Annotated in this window: 13 protein-coding genes, 2 tRNA genes and 5 pseudogenes; 7 read left to right on the top strand and 13 right to left on the bottom strand. The window is 56.0% G+C overall.

What is annotated here, in order from left to right:
• Positions 1 to 122 precede the first annotated feature (122 nt).
• The gene (locus ML_RS08945) at positions 123 to 464 is read right to left on the bottom strand and encodes a hypothetical protein (RefSeq protein WP_041322961.1); all 342 of its coding nucleotides are present in this window, start codon (positions 462 to 464) and stop codon (positions 123 to 125) included.
• 1,072 nt (positions 465 to 1,536) lie between these two features.
• On the opposite strand from ML_RS08945, the pseudogene ML_RS19890 reads away from it, so the two are divergent.
• A pseudogene (locus ML_RS19890) lies at positions 1,537 to 1,656 on the top strand (hypothetical protein); the annotation flags it as partial.
• A gap of 856 nt (positions 1,657 to 2,512) precedes the next feature.
• Here the strand turns inward: ML_RS19890 and ML_RS08950 are convergent.
• Positions 2,513 to 3,889 carry an L-serine ammonia-lyase gene (locus ML_RS08950; RefSeq protein ID WP_010908524.1) on the bottom strand — a complete coding sequence of 459 codons (1,377 nt, stop codon included), beginning with the start codon at positions 3,887 to 3,889 and terminating at the stop codon, positions 2,513 to 2,515.
• A 257-nt stretch (positions 3,890 to 4,146) separates the two neighbouring features.
• Between ML_RS08950 and ML_RS08955 the strand changes: the two genes are divergently transcribed.
• The gene (locus tag ML_RS08955; protein ID WP_010908525.1) at positions 4,147 to 4,470 is read left to right on the top strand and encodes a DMT family transporter; all 324 of its coding nucleotides are present in this window, start codon (positions 4,147 to 4,149) and stop codon (positions 4,468 to 4,470) included.
• 941 nt (positions 4,471 to 5,411) lie between these two features.
• Here ML_RS08955 and ML_RS16205 read toward each other — a convergent pair.
• From ML_RS16205 to ML_RS08995, 7 genes and pseudogenes are all read right to left on the bottom strand, one after another.
• Positions 5,412 to 5,948, bottom strand: a pseudogene (locus tag ML_RS16205) (ferredoxin reductase domain-containing protein); the annotation flags it as partial.
• A 754-nt stretch (positions 5,949 to 6,702) separates the two neighbouring features.
• Positions 6,703 to 6,775, bottom strand: a tRNA-Ala gene (locus ML_RS08965).
• 67 nt (positions 6,776 to 6,842) lie between these two features.
• Positions 6,843 to 7,635 (bottom strand): annotated as a pseudogene (locus ML_RS08970) (phosphohexomutase domain-containing protein); the annotation flags it as partial.
• Positions 7,636 to 8,349: 714 nt separating this feature from the next.
• A tRNA-Ile gene (locus ML_RS08980) sits at positions 8,350 to 8,423 on the bottom strand.
• A gap of 459 nt (positions 8,424 to 8,882) precedes the next feature.
• Entirely contained in the window at positions 8,883 to 9,227 is a 345-nt protein-coding gene (locus tag ML_RS08985; protein WP_010908526.1) for a hypothetical protein, read from the bottom strand.
• A 483-nt stretch (positions 9,228 to 9,710) separates the two neighbouring features.
• Complete coding sequence (locus tag ML_RS08990; protein WP_041322964.1) at positions 9,711 to 9,902, bottom strand: hypothetical protein; 192 nt, start codon at positions 9,900 to 9,902, stop codon at positions 9,711 to 9,713.
• A 389-nt stretch (positions 9,903 to 10,291) separates the two neighbouring features.
• Entirely contained in the window at positions 10,292 to 10,438 is a 147-nt protein-coding gene (locus tag ML_RS08995; RefSeq protein ID WP_156511974.1) for a hypothetical protein, read from the bottom strand.
• Positions 10,439 to 11,618: 1,180 nt separating this feature from the next.
• On the opposite strand from ML_RS08995, the gene ML_RS16210 reads away from it, so the two are divergent.
• The 3 genes from ML_RS16210 (at position 11,619) to ML_RS16220 (ending at position 12,932) form a co-directional block, all read left to right on the top strand.
• Positions 11,619 to 11,834 carry a hypothetical protein gene (locus ML_RS16210; protein ID WP_010908527.1) on the top strand — a complete coding sequence of 72 codons (216 nt, stop codon included), beginning with the start codon at positions 11,619 to 11,621 and terminating at the stop codon, positions 11,832 to 11,834.
• Positions 11,835 to 12,489: 655 nt separating this feature from the next.
• On the top strand, positions 12,490 to 12,732 hold the full coding sequence (locus ML_RS16215; protein ID WP_231846590.1) for an NAD-binding protein: 243 nt from the start codon (positions 12,490 to 12,492) through the stop codon (positions 12,730 to 12,732).
• A 26-nt stretch (positions 12,733 to 12,758) separates the two neighbouring features.
• Positions 12,759 to 12,932, top strand: a complete 174-nt coding sequence (locus tag ML_RS16220) for a hypothetical protein (protein WP_231846591.1) — start codon at positions 12,759 to 12,761, stop codon at positions 12,930 to 12,932.
• Positions 12,933 to 13,071: 139 nt separating this feature from the next.
• Here ML_RS16220 and ML_RS19250 read toward each other — a convergent pair whose 3' ends face one another.
• From ML_RS19250 to ML_RS09015, 4 genes and pseudogenes are all read right to left on the bottom strand, one after another.
• The gene (locus tag ML_RS19250) at positions 13,072 to 13,281 is read right to left on the bottom strand and encodes a hypothetical protein (protein ID WP_145985193.1); all 210 of its coding nucleotides are present in this window, start codon (positions 13,279 to 13,281) and stop codon (positions 13,072 to 13,074) included.
• A 294-nt stretch (positions 13,282 to 13,575) separates the two neighbouring features.
• Positions 13,576 to 13,999: pseudogene (locus ML_RS19255) on the bottom strand (metallopeptidase TldD-related protein); the annotation flags it as partial.
• Positions 14,000 to 14,176: 177 nt separating this feature from the next.
• Positions 14,177 to 14,440: a hypothetical protein gene (locus ML_RS19260; RefSeq protein WP_414085491.1), complete on the bottom strand. Its 264-nt coding sequence runs from the start codon at positions 14,438 to 14,440 to the stop codon at positions 14,177 to 14,179.
• Between the two features lie 173 nt (positions 14,441 to 14,613).
• Positions 14,614 to 16,069 (bottom strand): annotated as a pseudogene (locus ML_RS09015) (TldD/PmbA family protein).
• A 62-nt stretch (positions 16,070 to 16,131) separates the two neighbouring features.
• Here ML_RS09015 and ML_RS09020 point away from each other — a divergent pair.
• Together ML_RS09020 and ML_RS09025 are read left to right on the top strand one after the other, a co-directional pair.
• The gene (locus ML_RS09020) at positions 16,132 to 17,118 is read left to right on the top strand and encodes a carbohydrate ABC transporter permease (RefSeq protein ID WP_010908528.1); all 987 of its coding nucleotides are present in this window, start codon (positions 16,132 to 16,134) and stop codon (positions 17,116 to 17,118) included.
• Positions 17,105 to 17,929: a carbohydrate ABC transporter permease gene (locus tag ML_RS09025; RefSeq protein ID WP_010908529.1), complete on the top strand. Its 825-nt coding sequence runs from the start codon at positions 17,105 to 17,107 to the stop codon at positions 17,927 to 17,929. Before ML_RS09020 ends, ML_RS09025 begins: the two co-directional genes overlap by 14 nt.
• Positions 17,930 to 17,947: the final 18 nt, after the last annotated feature.

A 17,947-nucleotide genomic window follows, 5' to 3' on the forward strand; every position in this document is an offset into this window, starting at 1 on the left:
GCACAGTCTGCGCCAAATATTTGGAGAGAAACCGATTCTCGGTCGATCAAATTGCTGCCGACATCTCACAAGCCGGCAGACTTGGTAACCTGCGGCGAGTCGACATCTTACCGTGGGCGCCATCACCTGTGCCCACTCAAAACCCCAGAGCCGATCACCCCAGCGGTCCAAGGCAAGACATCAGAATACCCAATGGCGTGGTCTTGTTCAACGCACTGCCACGCGGCCGGGCTGAAACGCTGGCGTGTGACCACCACTTCTCCTGTGCTCCTGATCTTCCTGGACTCAATCATCAGCACGCCAGCGTCATCGATGGCATACGACCCGGACGTTTCATGCCCGGTATCATCTGTTTCCAACCTAATGACCTGTCCGTTGCTCAAAGTTACGGTGACCATCATGTCCAACCTTTCCTTTGCTGCCGTACCACGACCCGCGCGCATCAGATACGACAGTCGCTGCATGGTGTTCGACCTTGAATTCCGTGCACAACGATCAGCTGCAACGAGGTTTATTTAGTCGAATTCCGGTGCCGAGGCAGCGTTGCCAACGGCGGTTTTGAGAATCTTCACCCCTATCCTCGCAAGCTTCGTGTAACACGAGTCCAACTACATCGGCGCAGCTACGTATTTGGTCCAGTCTCTATACGTAGAGTAAACGGGCATGACTAGCCCTCAGAATGGCCGCTGAACTGGCCAGCAAGCACTAGGCTACGGCAAATCCAAGTCGCTAATGGTGGGTACTGCAGGAAGTTGATAATGCACCGGGGTCGCATTCCGTCTCAGCCACCGCTGCGGTCGCTACACTCAGCGCGCCACAAGATACTAAAGTCAAGCATACAGCACTAACAGCGTTCGACGTCGCTTCTGGACTAGACGATGTCTTCTTCGTTGCGGACGGGGGTGCATGAGATGCGCCGGAAGAAGTGTCGGTAGAAACGCTGTTGGTCATGAGGGCCTGGCAGCGTGCAGTCGGGTAGGTCAGCACAGACGTATCAGCTGGCGGCTGCTTACGACTTTGCACAACGGCGATTAGGATGACGGTGCCGCATTCGACTGGCCTGGTGTCGCTGTAAATTGCGGCCGATTTTAGCGTGGTAGGTGACGAATGTGTTGCGGTAGCCATTGAAGAGGGACGAGTAGTTCGGCAGTAAATGAGGTAGGCGTTGATGTAGTTAAGTCGTTGGTGCAGTTAAGTTCTGAGCAAACTATACCGCCGGTGATACTGTGGTGGTGTCGCTATGTGGGGGTTTAGCGTGACGACACCGGGAAAGGTTGTGTCTGGCCTGCCGACCCACTAGAGGCATCTTCGATGTTACTGAGCACGGTGCCTGGACCAAACCCACTATTGGCGACAGTGGAAGCGTGGAATTCGCTGAACACAATACGCTTCGGCGGCAGAAGAACTCGGTGTAGTCCTGACTGGGGTGCAGTATGAAACTTAGCGGCGTACCAGCGCTGAACGTTATGTGGCTGAGCATATGCCGTATCAGAAATGACTGACTCATAACAGCATCGATAGCAGGATGCTGCGGCTCAGCATGAGGTCATGCCAACGGCCTATGTGAGTGCGCTGGAGACAATGCCGACAGTGGGTGAGTTGGTAGCCAATCACACAGCACATGTAACACGTACTAAGTACGAATTTCGTTGGTAATAAAAAGATTCCGATTGACGCTAATGAGGACAACTTGCGCGGATGTTGATCTAGGCTCCCACCACTATGGACACCACTATGGAGTTCTATCAGAAAGTCTCTACCGCGGCGGTGGTCGCAATCCCCGCACATCACACCCGCGTCAGCGATCGCAAAACCCGATATGAGTAATAAACTAACTCCCTACTTTAGAGGACCATCGCGGCTCAGGACGACACTGTTGCGGTAATCAGCAGCACCTGGGAATTAACTCATCGCGACCTGGCACAGGTTCGTACAGATCATGCACTTCAATCGAACTAATGGCGAGTTACCTGTTATTCCTGCTGGCCTTCGGGACTCGGTGGTTGGTCGCGTACCTAATTGGCTTGTTCGGCGGCTTAGTCGAAGCTCTGACGGCCCTGGTTATTGCTATTACCGCGGTTCTGATCCTAGGAGTTGGCCCGGTTAGCACAGTCGCCGCTATGAGTACGGTAGCGCTTCCGCTGAGAATTGGGATACCGGGCGGTGTCAATTACCTGTCTTACTTGGAAGCAGACTTTGTAGACACGACCATCACCGATAGTTTGGCCACATCAAACAACGACGAGGCATCGAGCAAATTTCAAGTGCCACCCAGTGATGTCATGTCAGCGGTGGCACTCTCAGCGCAGGGTGGTGGGATTGTACCACCGCTCCTTCGCCGACCACTGCTGGTGCTTCGGAGCTGGTCACGTTGGATGGCAGGTTCAGTGGTGACCCACAGGTACCGCTGCTACCGGCGACGTGGGGTTGATCAATACAGCGAATTGATGGGTGTGTCGGTTGCCACCGGCGATTACGCACCCGAACTTCCGCCGGCAACCGCGTCGGCCGGTCAGCATTCGACGATGTTGACCGCGAGGGCGAGTCCGCCCGCGGCAGTCTCCTTGTACTTGAAATTCATGTCCCGGCCGGTTGCCCTCATGGTGGCGATCACCTCGTCAAGGCTCACCCGGTGGGTACCGTCGCCACGCATAGCCATCCGAGCGGCATTGATCGCTTTGCCGGCCGAGATGGCATTGCGTTCGATGCACGGAATCTGGACCAGACCGGCGATCGGGTCACAGGTTAAACCGAGACTGTGTTCCATCGCAATCTCAGCCGCGTTCTCGACCTGAGCCGGTGTGCCACCAAGGATTTCAGCCAAGCCCGCAGCGGCCATAGAAGCCGCCGACCCCACCTCACCTTGGCAACCGACCTCCGCGCCGGAGATAGACGCAAGCTCCTTGTACAGCGAACCAATTGCCCCCGCAGTTAACAAAAACCGCACACTTGTATCGTCTGGGTCTGCCCGCCCAGCGGGACAGTAATGCTGTGCATAATGCAAAACAGCGGGAATGATGCCCGCCGCACCGTTAGTCGGAGCGGTGACCACTCTTCCGCCCACGGCATTCTCCTCGTTGACTGCCAGCGCGACCAGGTTCACCCAGTCCTCGGCGAACACTGGATCGCGATTCGGATCCTCGGCACACAGCCGCTCGTGCCAGGAATGTGCGCGGCGACGCACTTTCAGCCCACCAGGCAGGTAGCCGCCCTGAGCAATACCACGCTGAACGGATTGCGTCATGACGTCACGAATATTTAGCAGACCGGCACGTACCTCCTGCTCGGACCTCAGGCTTTGCTCGTACTCGGCCATCAACTCGCAGATTGACATTCCTCGCGTGGCCGCCAATTCTAACAACTCACCCGCCGAGCCAAAGGACACCCCACCAGTGGTCCATTCCGCGCCCTCGGGTGGATCGCCGTGTGCCACGACAAATCCGCCACCGACCGAATAATAAGTCTCGGCGGCGAGCTTGGTTCCGTCGCGGGCGAGAGCAACGATCGTCATGGCGTTGGGATGCCGGTCCAGCACCGTCTGTGGACGCAGTACGACATCGGCTTCGGTGAACTTGATCACGATCAATCCACCCAGACAGATTGTCCCGGCAGCGCGCATACAGGCCAATCGGGTCACCATGTCATCGGCATCAAGCCTCTCGGGATGCTCCCCCTCAAGCCCTAACAGGATAGCCGACATGGTGCCGTGGCCTGCCCCAGTTGCCGCCAGCGATCCGAACAACTCGACACGGATGTCGCACACGTCCTCGAGCAAACCGTTGGCAGCTAAGCCATCGACGAAACGTGCTGCGGCGCGCATTGGACCGACCGTGTGTGAGCTGGACGGCCCTATGCCGATCGTAAACAGATCGAACACGCTGATGGTCATGATGAAGCCTCGGATGTCTCAGGTCGAGCAGCCATCATCCCCCCATACGTTGACAACGCTTATCGGCAACCTCCGCCCGTCTGGCCACTGCTGGTGAAAATGTGTATGCGTGAAGCCGATATCATACCAGTAGCGGCACTGTGCAATTCCGCAGATGAGCCAAACTATCGGCGAGCATCATGGCATCGACAAGCTGTCCGCTCCAGCAAGTCATTCGCCCGCTTTTCTCGTGTACATTTGTAGAATAGGGAGGCATTGTGGCTTATCTGTTCCTCTTTTGCGCGATCTTTGTGGAGGTGGTGGCGACCACCCTGCTCAAGAGCACCGAAGGCTTCACTCGGCTGGTGCCAACCCTGGCTTGTCTGGCCGGCTACGCAGTAACTTTCACACTCCTGGCGCTGTCGATCTCACGCGGCATGAAGACAGACGTCGCCTATGCGTTGTGGTCGGCCATCGGCACGGCTGCCATCGTGCTGATCGCGGTGCTATTCCTCGACTCACCGGTATCCGTGGCGAAAGTCGTTGGCGTCGCGCTGATTATAGTCGGAGTGATCACGTTGAACCTGGCCGATGCCCATTGACCACCGCCCCAGATCGCCGTCCACGCGACCCCACCGGTCGCCAACAAGCGATCGTCCAGGCAGCTGGACGCAATAATCACCTGGGGGTCTCGACGAATCAACCCAGCGCCGAGTACATCCGCCGAGGCGGATGTGCCGGTCGGGTACCACCTAATTACTTCAGCTATCTCGAAGCGCTGCAGGATGCCCCGCTCACGCACGCGGCGACCACTGCGACCGCATACCTCAGTCAGTGACGTCACGAACTTGAGACGAAGCCCGAGCTTCCCGCCGCACTCCCCCAGCCCACCGTAGATTACCTGGCCGACCGACACCGCGCACTCAACAGTTCTGTGTATTGCCACCACCCATCGACCGGAATTGCAGCACCTGGCGCGGGGAGTGGCATGAGAGCCTAGTCTCGTGCTGCTCAAAACGCACATAGGGCGACGGGACACGGAAACGGTCACCATGTTTCTCGACAGCGCCACTCTGAACTCGCTGATCACCGATGCCTCGCTCAGCACCTATTGCACTCACCGACGCCATAGCCAGACTGGCCAAGAATTGCCCCTAGCGGTTCCAAGGGTGCGCAGATTGCGTCTGGCGCAGCAATTCGCTGCATGGGCCCCAGGTTCTGTTCCAAACTGGCGATGTTGCGCTACCATTACCCCTCACATGAGGGCCCGGATGTGCTGTTGCACTCGGTAGGTCAAGCGCTAGGTATTCCTTTTGCACGATGTCTTAATCTCCCCTTCAAGAAAGTTCAGAAATATGTCATCATCTCGATGATAGCCGGGTTCTCCACGGAGTGGAGCAAAACATGCCGCGCTGCGGACATCTCCTGGGGTAAGAGTTCGTAACGTCAAATATCACAATGCTGTCTCAACGAGATCGAGAAACGCATCCACATAATTGTACATTATAATTATATATAGGTTTTACACGAGATAGCCTGGAAAAAGCCGCGTGTAGATATCCTCCCGGAGCAAGTGGATTGTGCGCCAATTGATGCCACGCTGCCCAGCCACCTGAATCATCGGCAGGATTGGCATCACTCCGATGCCACCGATCGCGAACAACACGTCTTGTTTATCCATGACGAGATAAAACGTGTTGCGAGGACCTTCGAACTCGCATATGTCACCCACCTCGAAGATGTCATGGATCGCCGTGCACCTCCAGGGAGAACCGCGCAGCGAGTACTGGCGTCGGCCATACTGATGTGCACACCTGACGTCCAGGACGGCAGCAATCCACCTTGCGCATCAGCCAAGGTTAACGCGACCACGTCGGGCGTGAGCAATTCACGTTGGGTGGATTACCGCGGTGTTGATCCGCTGCACCGATACCACCCGCGCTGGCGACCACTGTGACGCCGACACGAATCAGCCGAAGAGAATACCTGCACCCCACAACGCGATGTAGGAACTGTCGCACTTGTGGCAACCGTACAAATTAGCAGATTTATTATATCCAAATGTTTTGTTAAACAGCAAATCTCGCTCTGCTGGTCGAAGACCTTCCGCGGGAACGACACTCTCGATGGCCAGGTCGACCCACTTGCTGGTGAGCCGGCCGACGACGCCGGGAGGTGAGGTAACGATCTAGTGCCCAACCGCGATCGGGACGATTACGCTGCGAGCCGGTGAGCCGCTGCAGGGCAGGTGACACGAAATAGAAATAATGTAGTGAGGCACACTATCAGTAACCTGTATCGGGACCGGAATTTACGGCCACTGCGCCCCGGGAGCCAACTCCGGCCCGGGAATGTTGCCGCGGTCAGGATTGAGTCCATTGAGGTAATCATCAATCGACCGGTACACTCACATTGAGCCTGGCGTTCGAGCTCGGCGGAGTAGTCAGCGAACTGGCCGAAAGCCAAATCCTGCACCTGGATGCGATCACTATCGTCCGGGGGGCGCGGCCAAAAAGACCGGACCGGCAACGAGATCGCCTTCCACCGCCACCAGGACGACGCCTTCGAAAACGTTAACCGACACGGACATCCCGCAGCTTCGCATGCATGATTTGCGTCACCCTGTTGTTTACTATGGGAAAGCCCCGACCACCGTGCAGCGGATTCCTGGCGACACAGTTCGATTAGGCTGTGCAGCGGCGCTGCGCCCTAGCCTCGATAGGCACTTTGTTCGAACCCGTAGGTGAAGAGTCGTCCGGCCGGTTGTCGTCAGTGAAGCCGCCGTTGTAGTCAAACGTTCAAGAACGAAACTCACAACACGGCTTCTTCCGTAGTGGAGCTAAGGGGACTCGAACCCCTGACCCCCACACTGCCAGTGTGGTGCGCTACCAGCTGCGCCATAGCCCCGAGAAGTTGTGCTCGTCGAAGCTACACCAACTGCCAGGCAGCGTTCAAAGTCACTGGCCAAGTGCCCTTACCCGATAGCTTGATTGACCACCTCGCAGGCGGTCTTTTGCACTTCGGCCAGATGCTCCGGTCCGTTGAAGGACTCTGCGTAGATTTTGTAGACATCCTCGGTACCCGATGGTCGTGCGGCACACCACGCGTTGGCCGTCGTCACCTTCAAGCCGCCCAGCGGAGTAGCGTTGTCCGGCGCGGCGGTGAACTTCGCGGTGATCGGCTCACCCGCCAACTCGGTGGCTTTCAACCTGATCTGCCAACACCCTGGCCAGCCGAGCTTTCTGATCACGGTCAACGGGCGAGTCAAGCCGAGCATACGACGAGGTGCCGTACTTGGCGGTCAGCTCCTGGTAGCGCTGTGAGGGGGTGCAACCAATGACGGCCAAGATCTCAGAAGCCAGGATGATGCCGTCCTTGTCGGTGGTCCACACCGATCCATCTCGCCGCAGGAACGACGCCCCCGTCGATTCCTCGCCGCCGAAGCCGATCATGCCACCGAGCAAACTGTCGACGAACCATTTGAACCCGAACAACACTTCGACCATCTCACGACCGAGACCGGACGATCACCCGGTCGATGATCCAGGAACTGACCGCGGTCTTACCGACCGCTATACCTGTTGGCGCTATACCTGTTGGTAAGGACGGCCGGTGCGTGTAAAAGTAGTCGATTACCACCGCCAGATAATAGTTCGGATTCACAAACCCGCATCGAGGTCACGATATCCGTAGCGATCGGAGTCGGCGTCGTTGCCGGTGGCGATCTGATCGTGGTACCAGTTGACGATGAGCGAGGCCATCGCGTCGGTGCGACCGCGGTTGTAGGTCAGGATCGCATGACTGATCGCCGGCATCGGCGTATAGCGGTTACGGTAATCCACCACCGCTAGCACTTCACTAGCGGCGAGGACCTCCAACTCCGAAACACATGCCCGCTCAGAAAAGCTGTGCGTGTCAGGGCCTAGGAATAATGAACCAGTGTCACCTTTACCGTGCACGGGGACGTGCCTGTTCAGGTGCGGCCACATTGACCACGCCGACACCTCAAGGCCATGACATGCACACTAAAACGCCCCTACCCCGCGGCGCTAACAACTATCCTCACACCCACGCCTGCATCGATATCGCCTTCAGCACAGCCCAGGTGCCCAGCCCCTGGCATCATCAACATGTAGACCAAGCAGCATCCACCACCGACATGCTTACGTGCGCCGCGCTAATCGTGTCCACTGCGGCAAAGCACACGAAGCCTCATCGAAAGCAGGCAGTCAGCCACCCACCAACAAAAACCCCGCAACACAGCAAAACACGTCAACAGGATTCCGGGCTGCCCCCCACGACTACCGAACATGTCTTACTGTCTCGGCAAAAGATGCGCTGACCGCCGTGCGCGACCCGCGGGCACAGGCAGTCGGAACCGCCAGCCAACAATGTTCAGTCATATGAACACAGCGGGTAAACGCTAATCACGATAGTCCAATCGTCTGAAGTGGGGGCTTGGGTGGCGGGCAGGGCTGAAGTGGGGCGGGCGGGGCTCGAACCCGCGACCAACGGATTATGAGTCCGCGGCTCTAACCAACTGAGCTACCGCCCCCTTAATCTAATCTAGTGCAAGTCCAGCTTGCGTCCTCGACATATTCAGCAGCTACGTCCGCGACGCTATCCAGTCGCTTAACGAGTGTCCGTTGCGGTGAAGCGCACTAGCAGCCCGTCGCGTGCACAAGAAGTCTCTGCACAGGCTTGACCTCAGTGCCTGCGTTAATCGCCAACGACACCATAGTCTGCTGTAGTCCGTGTAGTACGGAACCTATTGGCCACCAACGCATTGCAAGCTTTAACGAACGCTCTGCAGTACTCGTCGACGGGTAGATACGCAGTGACGACTTGGGAACAGGAGTGCGTTCAGAAACTAACCACCCTTGAAACTTGCGAACCCCTCAACCACCCCTCAGACGTCGTGTTTGATCTCAGTGCTCCGTCATATCGGCGATAACCGAATAGGAATATAATGTACGAGTTTTGTTTTCAAGCCTTCGAGTGACTGCACAGCCCTTTATTCCGCGCTACTCGAACCCTCGGAGTTCACCAACCGTGATATCCGCGATTCTATATCGTCAAGCATTATTAGCGCGATCGCGTCTCGAATGAGGCCGACGGCGCGGACCATCTTGTCGGTGGTGCGATCATGAAGTAGCTGGCACAAGAACGGCGAATACTTTCGACGAAACAGCAGCACCGTAACCTTGCTGTCTAGATGCTCATTGAGCACTTGAGCTATCAACTCATGTGCGACCCGAATCAGGTGGTAATCCGGGCAGTTGACCACCCGCAGCGGCGTGTGGTGTTCAAAATGCTCCCAGCGTTCCTTGAGCCACGCAGCATAATCAGCTTCGATCAAGGAAGTGCACCGCGGTGAGGTCGCCGGAATGCAGGCCATTTCCGTAGCGCAGTGCCTCGATCTCGGCGAAATCAACCGAATCCACGAAGCCCAGTACCCGAAGGCGCAGATGCTTGGCTAGTAGGAACGTTCGGTGTGGAACATCTCCAGAACGGGAGCCTCAGCGCGGTATTGTCGGTTGAACCGCACCAAAGCCAAAACCAGCACGGGAAACATAACAAAGAGGAACCACTCACTTTTGGTCAAATTAACCACCGCGAAAATTCCCACCATGATCGTCTATAACACTTCCGCCAGCAAGTTGATCACCAGCTTGTCCTGCAGCGAGTCAGGTGATGTTTAGCCATGCCGTAGCCAGCCATCGAAAACCCGGTGAACACACCGATTGCGAAGAAGCATTGACCCAGCAGCCGGTGATAACCAGCAACGCCACGGACATCACAGGTAAGCGTCGAAAGTCCGTTAGAAAACACCAAACGATGGTTATGCTTCATCAACATCAACTAGGCGCGGCAGAAAACGTTCCTCAGCAACAAAATTGGTCAACGCGGGAAAACCCTTAAACTCGTGTTGCAACCGGTAAAAGGATGGCCGCAGACGACGCTTGCACCAAAAACACAGGATGTTGCTCATCACACCGTGACCGAAGACCACCCGGGTAATCTCGGATAGCATCGATGGATACCCGTCAACACTAGGGCGTGGCGTGGGTAACATACGCCAACCAGACCACGCCCACCAGCAATACCCCGAGAATGCAGGCCAACGCGGTCAGCGCCCGATGCGTGTTAACACCTTCGGGCTGAAAGAAATTGCTGATCGCGTTGGCAATGGCCTCAACACCGGTAAACTATGAGCCACCGTTGGCGAATGCCCGCAACACGGCCAACAACTTCACACCCATCAATAGATCGCCACCCTGATGAACCGGCACCGCCCCGACAATCTGCTGCGGATCATATTTCGTTAAGCACCAAGCAATTTAACAAACAAAACCGACCACGATCGTCAGCGACGACCATAGCTACAAAGGCGTAAGTCGGTAACGCAAAAAGCACTCCGGCCTACCGCAATTCACGGAGATTCGTCAGACACATCAGCAACACCACACCCACCGTGCTCTCCAGGTTGCAGGGGCCTCGCACCGGTATCGCCAAAACCATCGCCACTGTCCCGTCCGCGCACTGCACCACGACAGTGACTACGTCCATCTACCAGCCGCATGCGGCGGCGATCCGCACCACACGTGGCCCGCGGTTGTTCCTATACGACCACGTATTATCCACCGGACCGGGTATAGACCATGACGACTTGGACGATTTGCCAATATGACGCAGCCACCAACACCAGAATCAACAGGATGACATCGGTGATCGGCAGCAGCAAAGCGAAACAGCCATCCCGGCTGCCGACAGCAACTCAATCATGACTTGTTCAGGACCGTAGGCGGTCGAGAAAATCGCTTCCAGCGAAAGGACACCGAGAAAAACAGGATTCGATAATCGTTCGTGTTGCAGCCGGTCGGTGATCAACGCTGCTCCCGAACAAGCCGTGCTTACACACATCGAAAGAATGTAACCATGTACTCCATCTGTCAATCAAAATCGTTGTCAAGAGTCAATTTTTCTTTTCCGGCACGTATACTTCGAAGAAAACCTAAAGTCTTCGTGCGCTACATAGATTTACGGAATATCCAGGAGCAGAATGTTGTCAATGTATTTCGGAATTCAGTTGATATCTATATAAAAAATCATGGCTCCGAATAGGGAAGAAATTCCGCTGCATAACATGTGAACCTGCCGCCAACAACAGTCTTGGCTATCAATTATTTTGGCACTTAAATTAGCAACACGGTTTCTCTAGTAATCCAGTCCAGCCGGTAACAAACCGGTAACTATATTTGTGATGCAGAACAATAAAATTGATTATATTTTAGCAAGCTTATCAGACCATTCTTGTACAACATGGTTAATTTGTTTCTAATATCGACCAAGATGTCCGATTAACCGAGTTACTAATTAATGTTATCGTAAACAAGAAAAGACCTATGCCAGCTGTAAAAATTATTGCTATGGAATCGTTTTTCGTACGATTTGACACCATAAGAATTTAATGTGGTTATCTAGATCAATGTTTCACTGAGGAGTAGAAACCCGTGCGCCAGCACAATTATTGTCAGAGGTGACTAAGTATTGGCTACGACAAAAATTTAAGAGGGCGAAGGCAAGTATCGCCAAACTCCTCGGTCCTGAATTCACCGGAGCCCGAGTCAAAACGGAACTCGCCAAAGCGGGGGTAACAAAAGCAACCACCGTCATCTGTTCCGGAAATGATAACGTGACGAATTTTTAAATTAATTTCCTAGCAAGGAAATCAAATAAAAATATTTGCATGGTGGCACGGTTAGCCAGCGAGGTGCTGCGAGAAACGGTGGCCGACGACGACAGGTCCAGCGCGATCTTTGACGTCGCAGCCCCCGCGACGTCGGTGTTTGTCGAGACATTCCTGGGGCGCACCACACACCCCGTCGGGGCTGCGGGCATTGAATTCATGGCTTTAGCTCCGAAGCAATCACGTGACGTGACGCTACGCGAAATCTATCACTAGCTTGCCCCGATAGCTATAGTTCGCGACCAGAACAACACCACCACCAACCCCCAGCAATGTAATACCCAGGTCCGGGGCGGGATGTGCAAGTGCACGCCAGTGACTGGACAGCAATGATAGACAGGCGACTAGCTAGGCCTATAATATTAGGGTTAGGCGTCCGGACAAAACACGTTCATGCCACTTTCGACTGCGTCGAGAATTGAACACCGCGCGCACTTTACCCAACCACGAAGTCAACTCCGCGTTCTAGCCAGTGATCGCCGCCCTGAATATCTTAATTACTCAGCTCGAGGGCTATTGGCTATAAGCACCCCGGGAGGTAGTAGGTAGACACGTTCTGCCTCACCAACGAGACAATCACGAAGCTGGGTTATGGCGACTTCAGCTTTGCCCAGCAACCAACCTGGCTACGAATGTACACTGCCATGTTGATGTCGAGTGGCGTGACCACCACGTTGCTTGTAGCTTTTGTCGTTGACGTGCTGCTGTCGCGTCGATTCGTCTGCCCGAACGAATGCCCGCGAGCGCGCCACCCAGGCGGCCACATAATCGGTCGTCAGGCTAAGTGCACTCGGGATCCGCGTCGTCACTGAGTCTAACCGCAGCCGGATATGACGTAGCGGCGATCGAGCGCGATATAAACAACTGTTTCTTGTCGACGGCGGACCAACTCGACATGCCGGTAATTTTCAGGGAAGTCAGTTTACGCCAAACATTGGAAGCGGACCGTGTCGACCAAGCCCGCGTCGTGGCGGCGCTGACCCGCGATGACATGGTCAACATCGAGACCATGATCGTCATTCGTGAAATGCTGGGACAGCAGGTGGAAGCCGCCGCCATCTGGCAGGGGCAGCTTCCCGTTAGAGCTGCAGGGGCTGGGGGACGTTTTCGTTAGGAAAACGCTCTTTCCGGATCGGCGTAATGCATGTACAAGCCGACCACGAACTCGATGGGCTGCAAATGTTCGAACTATCAAGGCAAATCCGTGTCATCACGATCACCCGGGAAGTTGCGCCAGCCCAGCTGGACTCGGGACAGGACGCCTTGCTCAGTGCCGGCAACAGCGTTTACCTTGTTGATCCGTACCGCAAATAATTCGCCAGCCTACGTAAGGGACAGCCTATCCCGGCAGCATCTAATCAATGATGAACGTCCGCCGAGAGATCAACAAGTGGACGCCAGGCTTGTTTCGTACCCACCAAGCCTATTCGAGCCGACACCACGCACCCAGTTATCAACTGGACACGGCCTGACAGGCGGTGTCCAGCACGTAACGCTCGGTGCCGTACTCAAACCCGTGCAGCGTCGGCCACCCAACAACACAGCAACCTTGTGGGCTGGCGTTACTCATGATGTCAAAGTTCAGCGCGAAGGCCTCAGTATCGGAAAAACGGGTGCGCACCTCGGCGACGAGGTGCGTCGGCGTCCAAACTAACGCACTCAATTATACCGCAGCGCGGTTTTTGCGCGGTCATCGAGTAATAGCGAGGTTTCAAGCGCTCTATGACGACATAGAGCGCTTGAAACCTCCGACGCCGAACGCGGTGCTTCCCGCAGTTACATGCACAGTCGGCAGTTGTGTTGAGCGGCGCCACGTGTTCGGAGGTGACCAGGTCGAGCACATGCATCCGGGCCACGGCGTGCAGAAGTCATTGAACATTCAGCCCGCACCCGCGACAAAAACCGGAATCCCATTTCTCACCCGGTGGGACGTGCTTCGCCGTTCGGCAATCGGCCGTTGCACCTGATTCACCGACGACATATGCAAGTTTGGTATCCATAGCGAAGGCATCGTTGCACAAGCGGGCCAGTCCCCCATTCCCGCGACAGGGTAATCTCGCTGACGCCGACCTGCGTGTCACGTCATAGCAGGTCAAGCCGGCTTTCATTGAACCGGAAGCTGTTGACCGCTGCTGTCAGCTTGCCGTCTTGAATAAGGTACACGCCGTCGGCGAGTTAGCCTGGCGGGCAGTAGCGTGGTTGGGTCAATCTCCCGGATATATCACAGCGTGGTCAACAATAGGCCGTGCTCGGTACCCGTGATCATGCCAGCAAGATAGGTCAACCTGCCTTGTCATCATCGGGTTGTCGGTAACGACCGCGAGCGGGGCATTGAACTAAGCAGCAGTGGCCCGCAGATAGGCTAACGCATTGATCACCCCAACCTCATCGACAACTGCTCGAGTAGCCAGACCGGTTGGCACGTCCACGAAATTGCGTGAGCCGACACCCATCCAAGCACTTCTGTCGTTCCGTTTGGTGTTGATCTCGATAGCCCTTATAGCGTCGACGCAGTCTTGTCGGCGACGCTAAAACCTCGTCTAGACACTGCGATGCGCTTAGCTATACAGTCTGTCGATGCCGCGGAACCCCCAGCTCAATGAGTCGGGGACATCGGCGAACACTTCAGCTCCATTGCCAGACATATACAGCGTACCAATCGTCGGATGTACCGGCAGCGGCGCAGCATCACCGTTCTTTGGCACGGACCGTGCTACCTCTTGGAATGCAGGAACCAGTACAGGAAGCATTAATGAATCCACTTCCTCCGATACCACCGTGCTAATCAAAACGCTATCACCTTGGTGAACAACAGAAATCACAGTCACACTTCGATTGACCGATGACCGACATTCCATTGATGGTCATCGAATTGTCTGCCCCAGTGCAAGTTCGCTTCGATGCGGTCGGTGACCACGACCATAGTCTCGTTGGCACGTCCAGACTTCTCCTCCTGATCTAACAGAAGATTGACAACATAACTGCACCGTGATTATCAGTCACTTTCGGTACGGATGTTGAGTACGTTTAGGTCCCCGAAATAACGCTGTCGGACAGCCATGGCTCACGGCAGCCACCTAGCTGGGCTGGGCCTTGCCGCAATTGAATGCGTCGCCAGGCCGACGGGTCGCCCACAGTTTCCATGGAATTCCAGAAATCGGTGGTTGCCTGATAAGCAACAGCGTGCAGCTGATCATTCAGACGGCTGTCTCGGATGCGAGAATAACAGCTGTCCGGTGAACTGAAAACTTTAACGCTGCATATCGATCGGCCATGACTTGTCGCTGACAATTTAGATGCTGTCGTCAGCCTAGGCGATCAGGTCAGCGGTAGTAATCTCGTCGGGGCCAGGCTGCAGCGACACAATGGCCATCCGCTGAATTCGGCACGTGATGCGGCAAATCAGCATACGAGCACCCGTTGGAGCGCTACTGCCCCAGCCGTGGAGCGAAGACCCGGTCAAGCTGATAACCGACAAACACCCTGTCATGCAATACTATCCAGCGCTGCGCGGCCATGCCCTCGTCCTCGTAACCGACGCGAGCAAGACCGAATTTCACGGCACGGTCCACTGTCAGGTTCATTACCGGAGAACCAGATTACATGGTTCCGAGTTTGTCTCGGCTGTAGCGAACGAGGTTCTGACGTAGGAGGCCTCGTAGCCGACAGCGCGCTTGTATTTGATTGTGTGTATAGTGGCTTGGTGAATGGTCAACCACAGGTTGGTCGGGTCGATCACCAGATCCTCAGTCCCTGAGGTCACACTGTGCTCGTTGAGCTTTGCCGCCAGCTGTGCGAACTCGTCGGTGCAGTTCCACACTTCATCATCAGCTAACACTTCCCAGCCCCGGGCCGTCGGTGGCGCCAACGTATGCATCGAGTCGAAATCGCCGCCGTAGCGCCCACCGCCTCCACCGACGGCATTACCCTCACCCGTTGTTGGGTAATTGATGACCCGAAAGTGTCTGCATAGAATTCCGCCTGGACTGCTCTCAAACCAGGCGACACGTGGTCAATGATGTCTGCGTCCAGCAACTGTCAGGAAAACTCCTCGAGCACGGCGATCTTGTCCGGCGCGGAGATGCTGAACGAGTCGATCCGTAATTCGACGCACAGCTGGCGTTGGTGTAGACTGACGCGAGCGGAAGCACGACACCGCTCGCTGTAGAGCGCCGCGAGCGTGGTGGTCATCGTACTCCGCGGCGTGCTGTGCTGGATGCCACGGACGGCGCCAACTCGGCGTCTGCGGCAAACCCCACGTGTCGCCCACACTAACCCGAACCGCCAAACCCGATCTCGCGGCTGACCACCTCGGTCTCTAGCCCATCGTCGTCACGGAGCTGGATGATCTCGATGCAGAGGCGGTGAATGCACAGGTACGCATAGTTGGCCCCGGCCACAGGAGCTGCCGACAACGCGACTTTGGGCAATTCCTGGCGCAGAAGATCCAATCCAAGAAGTCAGCCTATCGATCTCCCGGTTTAGTGTCACGGCTACACTGTAGCAACCAGCCATGTGCGCCCACTTTAATACCTCCATGACCAACACCGGCGACGATACAGAGCAAAGCGATGAAGTGGGGAGCATCTCCCGCTTGCGGGGGAGAAAGACACACAGGACCCGCGCCCTAACGAAGAACCACCCACGATCCATCGCTCTGGCCTACGCCCTGCTGGCCCCCAGCCTGTTCGGCGTGGTCACCTTCTTGCTGCTACCCATCATCGTGGTTATCTGGCTTAGCCTGTTCCGGTGGGACCTGTTGGGACCCCTGCACTATGTCGGCCTGGCCAACTGGCGGTCAGTGCTGACCGACCCCAATTTCGCCAATTCACTAATTGTCACAGCCGTCTTCGTGGCGATTGTGGTACCAACTCAGACGATGCTCGGCCTGCTTATCGCGACAATGCTGGCCCGCCAACTTCCGGGCACCGGCGTGTTTCGCACGCTATACGTGCTGCCGTGGATCTGCGCCCCTTTGGCAATAGCGGTGTTGTGGCGCTGGCTCCTTGCTCCCACCGACGGTGCGTTCAGCATGGTCCTAAGACATCGCATAGAATGGCTCTCCGATCCCAGTCTTGCGCTACCGGTCGTTTCAGCTGTCGTCGTCTGGACCAACGTCGGCTACGTCTCGCTGTCGTTCCTCGCCGGACTGCTGTCTATCCCAGAAGACATTAACGCTGCCGCGCGCACCGACGGTGCCGATGCCTGGCAGCGGTTCTGGCGCATCACTCTGCCGATGTTACGGCCGACGATGTTCTTTGTGCTGGTTACCGGAATAGTGAGCACAGCACAGGTTTTCGACACCGTCTATGCGCTGACTGACGGTGGTCCTAAGAGCCGCACCGACCTGGTGGCGCACCGCATCTATGCCGAGGCATTCGGCTCTGCGGCCATTGGGCGAGCATCGGTGATGGCAGTGTTATTATTCGTCGTCCTATTCGGCGTCACTGTTGTTCAACATTTGTACTTCCAGCGTCGGATCAGCTATGAGCTCACCTAGTCGCTTGTCCAACGCCGTGACTTACGCCGGCCTGACACTCGGTGCGCTGATCACCGTCGCACCGTTCGCACTCGGCTTACTCACCTCGTTCACGTCGGCGCATCAATTTACGACCGGTACACCGCTGCAATTGCCACGACCACCCACGCTGGCTAACTACGCTGGTTTGTCCGGTGCTGGATTTCTGCGCGCGACCGCGGTTACCGCGTTGATGACGGCGGTAATTCTTCTTGGCCAGCTAACCTTCTCGGTGCTGGCTGGCTACGCGTTCGCACGGTTACGGTTTCCCGGGCGCGATACCCTGTTTTGGGCCTACATTATGACATTGATGGTGCCGGCGACGGTCACGGTGGTGCCGATGTATATGATGATGGCCCAAGTCGGCCTCCGTAACACATTTTGGGCGCTGGTGCTGCCGTTTATGTTTGGCTCCCCATACGCAATTTTCCTGCTGCGCGAACACTTTCGCATCATCCCAAATGATTTGATCAACGCGGCACGTCTCGACGGCGCTAACACTCTGGACGTGATCGTGCATGTTGTGATTCCGTCCAACCGCTCGGTTCTAGCGGCCTTGACACTTATCACAGTAGTCTCGCAGTGGAATAACTTCATGTGGCCGTTGGTGATCACTAGCGGCAACAAGTGGCGTGTGCTTACGGTAGCGACAGCTGACCTACAGTCCCGATTCAACGCTCAGTGGACGCTGGTAATGGCCGCTACCACGGTTGCAATCGTTCCGCTGATCGTACTTTTCGTTGGATTCCAGCGGCACATCATCCCCTCGATCGTCGTCTCGGGGCTGAAATGAGCTGCCTTGACACCGAGA

Source organism: Mycobacterium leprae TN (assembly GCF_000195855.1).
GTDB classification, from domain to species: Bacteria; Actinomycetota; Actinomycetes; order Mycobacteriales; family Mycobacteriaceae; genus Mycobacterium; species Mycobacterium leprae.

Excerpts from the sequence above, each read along its gene's own strand:
- ML_RS09025 (WP_010908529.1), top strand. The coding sequence starts at position 17,105 with ATGAGCTCACCTAGTCGCTTGTCCAACGCCGTGACTTACGCCGGCCTG.
- ML_RS08995 (WP_156511974.1), bottom strand. The coding sequence starts at position 10,438 with ATGGACGTAGTCACTGTCGTGGTGCAGTGCGCGGACGGGACAGTGGCG.
- ML_RS08990 (WP_041322964.1), bottom strand. The coding sequence starts at position 9,902 with ATGCTATCCGAGATTACCCGGGTGGTCTTCGGTCACGGTGTGATGAGC.
- ML_RS08945 (WP_041322961.1), bottom strand. The coding sequence starts at position 464 with ATGCAGCGACTGTCGTATCTGATGCGCGCGGGTCGTGGTACGGCAGCA.
- ML_RS09020 (WP_010908528.1), top strand. The coding sequence starts at position 16,132 with ATGTGCGCCCACTTTAATACCTCCATGACCAACACCGGCGACGATACA.
- ML_RS08950 (WP_010908524.1), bottom strand. The coding sequence starts at position 3,889 with ATGACCATCAGCGTGTTCGATCTGTTTACGATCGGCATAGGGCCGTCC.
- ML_RS16220 (WP_231846591.1), top strand. The coding sequence starts at position 12,759 with ATGCATGTACAAGCCGACCACGAACTCGATGGGCTGCAAATGTTCGAA.
- ML_RS16210 (WP_010908527.1), top strand. The coding sequence starts at position 11,619 with ATGGTGGCACGGTTAGCCAGCGAGGTGCTGCGAGAAACGGTGGCCGAC.